1 protein-coding gene is annotated in these 6,488 nt (G+C 71.8%); it reads right to left on the reverse strand.

The annotated features are described in order from the left end of the window. A partial coding sequence (locus tag ACGF12_RS37680; protein WP_393040892.1) for a toxin glutamine deamidase domain-containing protein occupies window positions 1-6,488 on the reverse strand: 6,488 nt, incomplete at both ends.

Below are 6,488 nucleotides of genomic sequence, written 5' to 3' on the forward strand. Positions count from 1 at the left end.
TGCCCGAGCTTCCTGGACTCGATGTGGACGGTGAACTCGGCGGTGCCGCTGAACAGTCCGGCCGGTTCGACGGTCTTGCCCTTGCTGACGGTGGCGCCGGTGGTGTCGACGGTGGAGCCGTGCACGAAGTCGTTGCGGCGGGCGACGTTGAGGCCGAGGTCGACGTAGGGCAGCTTGAAGCGGAAGGGCGCCGAGAAGACGTCGCGGACCCGCCGGTCCTTGCTGACGCCGGTCGACACCCGGGTCTGGCTGCCCAGCTCGAACTCGAACTTGTCGACCGTGTCGGTGTGCCGGAAGTCCTTCTGCAGGCCGGCCCTGACGGTGACGGTGGTGTCCCAGCCGTGGATGGTGAGGTGCTCGGTGAGCTTGCCGCCACGGGTGAGCTTGGACAGCTGCGGCTTGAGCGCGATCGGGTCGAACCGGCTCTTGATCTTGCTCAGCACGTCGTCGGGGACGTGGCCGAACTCCTTCCGCAACGTCTTCTCGATGCCGTCCAGGACGGCAGTGTCGCCGTTGCCGAAGCTGTGCACCACGTCGGAGGCGCTCATCGCGCCTCGGTCGGTGATGCGGTGCGGCGCGTCGTGCTCCACGGCCGGCGCCTTGTGGGCGACCGGGGTGCCCGCACCGGGGCCGGTGAACAGCGCGCGGCCGTCGGCCCCGACGGTGTGGTGGCCGGTCTCCTTGGCGTCGAGGCTGACCTCGGCCCGGATCGGGACGGTGACGGTGTGGTCCTTGCCGTCCACGGTGAGCTTGACCTCGATGCCGATGCCGGCGTCGTAGATCTCCTGCGGACGGGCGTACTTGCCGTTGGCGTACACCTTCTGGGAGCTGCCGTCGCGCCAGCCGTCGCGGTCGCGGACCTGACGGGCGTAGCCGCCGCTGCCGTCCATGCTCGTCTTGCCTGGCAGCGGGACGGTGCCACCGCCCGAGGCCTGGACGGATTTGGTGTCCGAGAGCAGTTTGCGGCCGGAGTTGAAGGACGTGGTCTCGTCGACGGGGTTGAGCTCGGCCTTGGCGTTGGGCCGCTTGTACTCCAGTTCGGTGACGTGGGCGGTGGCGGAGACCTTGACGCCGTGCTTGAGCAGGGCGGTGACGGTCTGCTCGGGCAGCTCCAGCCGGGTGCCGCGGGTCATCGAGGTCAGGTGGGAGGCGACCATCGGGTGGCTGAAGAGCTGCTGGACGTCGCGCTTGACGTCCTTCCAGGCGCCGCCGAGCACCTCCTTGCCCAGTTGCTCGACCCCCTGGTGCAGCGGTTCGACGGTGGGCAGGTCACGGACGGTGGTGGTACCACCGAAGCCGCCGCCGGTGCCGTCGGGCTTGCGCCAGACGCTGTCGGGCGGGCTGGGAACCTTGCTGCCGGACTCGAAGGTCCTGGGCTGGTGCGGCGGTGCGGACTCGGTCGCGACGAAGAGGGTCGGGTCGCCCGCGCCGGTGTCCTGGACGCTGCGGGCCTCGGCCTGCTCGATCAGGGACCGGAAGTCGACGGAGGTCTTCGCGGTGTCGACGGACTTCCCGAGCGGCGAGTCCTTCTCGAACTTCAGGGTGAGTTCGGCCCGGCCGTCGAAGACCACGCCGGGGCCCTTGGTCTTGGTGGTGAGCAGGACCTCCTGGCTGCTGCCGGAGATCTGCACCTTGTCCCGGAGGAGTTGGAGGCCGCCTCCGCCGGAGCCGACCGACTTGTCGACACCGGCGCCGGAAACGACGCCGGGCAACGGGAGTTGGACGCCGTTGCTGCCGCTGTGCTGCTCGGTGCGCACGCGCTGGACGCCGGTGCCGACGTTGAACTCGGTCTGCGGGGTGCTGCCGTGCTGCCACATGGCCTTGACGGAGGCGCTGATCTCCACCGAGCCGGTGACGAAGCCGGTCTTGTCGACCACCTCGATCCGGGTCGGCTCGCCGGACATCATGCTCTTGAGGTCCTGCTGGAGCCGGGTCGTGTCGAGCTCCGCGGTCAACTTCTCCCGCAGGGCGGGCCACAGGCCCCCGAGCACCTCCTCGGCGGTCTTCTCCACGCCGTCGAGGATCTCCTGCATCGGGTGGTCGGCGTCCGGCCGGCCGTGCCGGTGGGTGGAGACGTCGAGCACGATGTCGGAGCCGCCCAGCCGCCCGCCCTCGACCACGCGCTGGGGCGGGGCGAAGAGCTTGTCCTTGGGCAGCGGCACCGCGGCGCCGTGGGCGTCCAGGGTGTCGCGGACGGGGATGCCGACTGTGGCGCCGATGTCCAGCCGCTTCACCCGGTCCTCCGGCTTGACGGCCACCGGCTCGCCACGGTGGGTGAGTTCGGTGAAGTCGAGGGCGAGGTGGAGCTTTCCGGCGAACAGGGCGCCCGGCTCGACGGTCTTCCCACGGGCGATGGACCGGCCGACCTCGACCGAGGTGCCGCCCTTCAGCGAGTCGTGCTGGTAGCCGAGGGTCTCGGTGAAGTCGGTCTTGCCGACCTTGAACTTGGCCTGCGCGGAGGCGTTGAACCGGTGCAGGGTGTCGGACTGGAGACCGACCGAGGCGTGGCGGTCGGAGCCGTTCTCGAACTCGACGCTGGGCGCGGTGTCCTGGTGCACCAGGCCGTCCACGTCCACCCGGACAGAGATCTTGCCGGACCAGCCGTTGGTGGTGAACGGTGCCTCCCAGGTGTCACCGCGGGACAGGGCGGTCAGCCGGGGGCGCAGCGCGTCCGGGTCGAAGAAGTCCTTCGCCAGCGTACGGCCGGCGGGCAGGTCGTTCGGGAAGGCGGACTCGAAGAGCTTGACGATCTGCTCGTGGACGGCAGTGTCGCCGTGGTGCAGGCCGACGACGAGGTCGGAGGCGGAGAGCCGACGGTGGTTGGTGATCCGGGTGGGCGGCAGGCGCAGCTCGTCCGGGCCGAGCGGCTTCTTGGGCGTGAAGGCGGGGTCGTGCGGGGCGTGGCCGTCGCCGGACTCCGTCGAGAAGACGGACATGGCGAGCACCGAGGCCGGCGGGGAGGGCGGCGCGGGGTGGAGGAGCGGGTCGTGCTCCGCCTCGGTGATGACGATGCTCGGCACCTCGGGGCGCGGCGCGGCTGCCTTGGCGTCCGGCGCGGGCTTGTGGGCGGACGGCTCTGGCGCGGCCTTCGGGTCGGTGGCCGGTCCGGTCTTCGGCGACGGGGACGGCTCCGTCCTCGGGGCGGTGGCGTGGTCGGGTCCGGCCTTGGGCACCGCGGTCGGACCGGGCTCGGTGGTCGGTCCGCCCCCGGGCACCGGCGGGACGGTGAGCTTGTCGGCGGCCGGGTCGGTGGCGGTGTCCGTGCCGGACTTCGGCGAGGGGGCGGACTGCGGCGTCGACACGGGCGCGGTCGGGCCGGTGTCGCCGGGCGCGGTCGGGACGTCGTGCCCGGCCAGATGCTTCGGGGCGGTGCTCCCGGTCGGCTCGGGCGCGGGCGGGCGGCTGGCGTCATAGTGGTTGGTGCCGTTGTAGTAGACCGTCACCTGCTGGCCGTCCGGGTGGCCGTAACGCGCGTACTCGACGTGGCTGCCGCCCTCGCCGGGGCCAAGGATGCGCAACCGCAGGCCGAGGGCGTCGGCCAGCAGCGGCGGGAAGGTGTCGCCGAACCCCTTCCACCAGGAGCTCTCCCAGTTGTCCACCGCGTGCCGGAGGCCGGCGAACTCCTCCGGCGAGAGCGGGAGGTCGGAGGCGGTCCGGTGCCAGACCTGGAGGTCGACGAGCTCCGCGTCGGAGAGGTCGTGCAGCTGGATCTGCTCGGGCCGGCCGAGGAGGTACTCGAACTGCCGCTGCGGGCCGGTGGCGCCGTCGGCGAGGTTCCAGCCGACCTCCTCCTCGACCGTGCGGCGCTCCTCCCCGCGGGCCACCCGCTCGTCGATGTACTGCCGGCGCAGCTCGTGCGGGTCGCTCGCGGGCTCCTTGCCCAGCCCGCGCAGCCAGTTCTCGGCCTGGGCCTGGGCCTCCGGGCTCTTGAACTTCCACCGGGCGCTCTGCTCAGCCTGCGCCCGGGCCGCGGTGAGGTCGCCACCCGGGCCGGCCAGGTCGTGGGTGAGCGCGGTGAGGTAGCGCTCGCGCAACAGCCGGGTGGGGACGACCTCGTGGGTCGCGACGGTGGCGACGCCCAGGTCCAGCAGGCCGTTGAGCAGTCGGCCGCGGTCGTGCCCGGCGAGCTGCGCGGCCAGGTCCCGGGTGGCGGCCTTGCGGTAGTTGTGGATGACCTCCGGCAGCAGATTGTCCGGGCCCTGCTTGAGCAGGTGGTCGGAGACGGCGCGCTTCATCGCCTCGGCCGTGGTGGGCACCGGGCCGCGCGAGGTCGAGCCGGTGGCACCGTGCTCGGCGAGCGTCTGGTGCACGGCGTCCGGGCGGCTGGTGGCCACCGAGTTGAGCAGGCAGAGGCCGTCGCCGGCGACCCGGACGCGCTCGCCGGGGGCCGGGAAGTGCTCGACGACGTCGTCCAGGGCGTGGACCGGAGTGTGCGGCGCGGGCCCGGTGGTGGAGTCGTGGGCCTGCGTGGTGCTGGTGGAGGGGCCGCCGTCGGTACCGGTGAAGGCATCGGGAACGGGCGGACGAACCGTCAGCTCGTCCGGGTGGGCAGCGGCCTCGTTGAAACCGCCCTCACCGGCGATCGGCCGGTTCTCGTGATCGAGCACGATCGCCCAGACCCGGGTGACGTCCTGCGGCAACGGGCGGTCACCCGGTGCATGCAGACCCTGCTGCGCATCCACCCAGATCAGGCCCTCGCCCGGAACGTTCGCCAGGTTCCACGCGTGGCCCCTGCCGTCAGCCGTCCACGCCATCACGATCGCGTCCGAACCCGGACCGCCCGCCGTCACCCGACGCGCCACCTCGTCCAGACCCGCACTTCCGAGACCGACGTACTCCGCCGGCTGACCCGTCCACTCCTGCACATCGCCGTGCGCACCCGTGTGACGCTCCGCCAACGACGGCGCAACCTGCGGGCCACCGTGGAACGTCGCATGGAACGCCATCGCCGCCGCCACGCAGTTCACGTCCGCCAGCAGGCCGCCCGTGCCCTCACCCGGGTTCACCAGCTTGACGAACTCCGAGGGATGCACGAACTTCTCCGGCCCGTCCGGACCGTTCACCACCTGCTCCAGCGCCCGCCGGGCCGCCGGACCGGGCGCGTCGTACCGACCGTCCGCGAACTCCGCCAGGAACGAGTCCAGTGGACGCAGCGGACGCCGACCACCAGCGTCCGGGTCCCCATTCGGCCGAGGGCGCTTCGCGGGCTGCTCCGGGGCCGACGGGTTCGACGGGTCGGTCTCGCTGTGCGGGGCCTCGAACTCGTCGCGGCCACGGCGGCGGGACGGCGGCTGTGGCTGGTCCGGGTCCGGGTCGCGCGGCGGCCGGTTCCGCTCGGAGCCGCTCTCGATCACCGCCGAACGCGGCTCGTGCACACTGCCCTCCAGGAGCGTCGGACGCCCCGTCTTCACCGACTTCAGCGACGGCGAACCCGCGTCTCCCTCCAGTCCCAAGTCCTCGGTGTTGTACGGCGGACGCGACGCGGAACCGTCACCGGCCGTCTCCACCTTCGCCGTCGACGGCTCGTGGGCACCGCCCTCGACCAGCGTCGGACGACCCGACCTCACCACACCCGGCCTCGGCAGGCCGGGGGCCGTCGGGGCACTGCCCGGGTCGGCGCCGGGGGAAATGATCGAACGGGGGTTGTTCACCAGGGAGAGGAAGACGTCCTCCTCCACCGACGCCTGCTTCGGGGCCGCCTCAGGCTTCGGAGCAACCTCAGGCCCCGGCTTGGGCGCCGCTTCAGGCTCGGGCTTCGGAGCAGCCTCCGACTCGGGAGCAACCTCAGGCTCCGGCTTGGGCACCGCCTCCGGCTTCGGCTCGGGCGCCGGCTTCGGCTGCGGGTGCTTCGGCGTGGCGAGGCCGTCGGGGTTGTCCTCGCTGAACGTCAGGTAGTGGTCGCTCATCACCTTCGCGTCGACGGTCTCCCGCTCGGGGATGTCGACGGTGATCGGGATGACGCCCTTCTCCACCACCTCCTTGTCGCCCTTGAAGAAGACGACCTCGACCTCGGCGAAGCCGTCGTAGCGCGCCATCGGCGTGTTGAACTTCGCGTGCGAGACCACCTGCCCGGCGTTGCCGAGCGACAGCCCGTCGCGGCTGCGGTGCGAGCCTCCCACGATGCCCTGGAGGGTGCCCTCGACGGGGCCCAGGTCGGCCTTGACCCCGCCCTGAATCTGCCCTCCCCACATCGACCAGTCGAGCCTGGTCTTGGTGGCGCTGGTCGAGGTCGCGTTGGAAGGGCTGAGCTCGACCTTGCCGTCGGTGCGGTCGTACTCCAGCTGCAGGACCTTCAGGTTCACCTTCACGCCGCCGTCCGAAACGAGCAGCCGTCGCCCGGGCGAGGGCGTGGTGATCTCCTCGCCGCGGGTGGCGGAGCCGAAATGGCTGGCGAGCTGGGCGTGGTCGGTGGTGTTGCGGGCCAGGCTCTCCATCCGGTCCCAGGTGCGGGAGCCGAAGAACTCACGGCCGCGCAGCCGCAGAATGTC

The organism is Kitasatospora sp. NPDC048296 (assembly GCF_043201815.1).
Taxonomy (GTDB): domain Bacteria; phylum Actinomycetota; class Actinomycetes; order Streptomycetales; family Streptomycetaceae; genus Kitasatospora.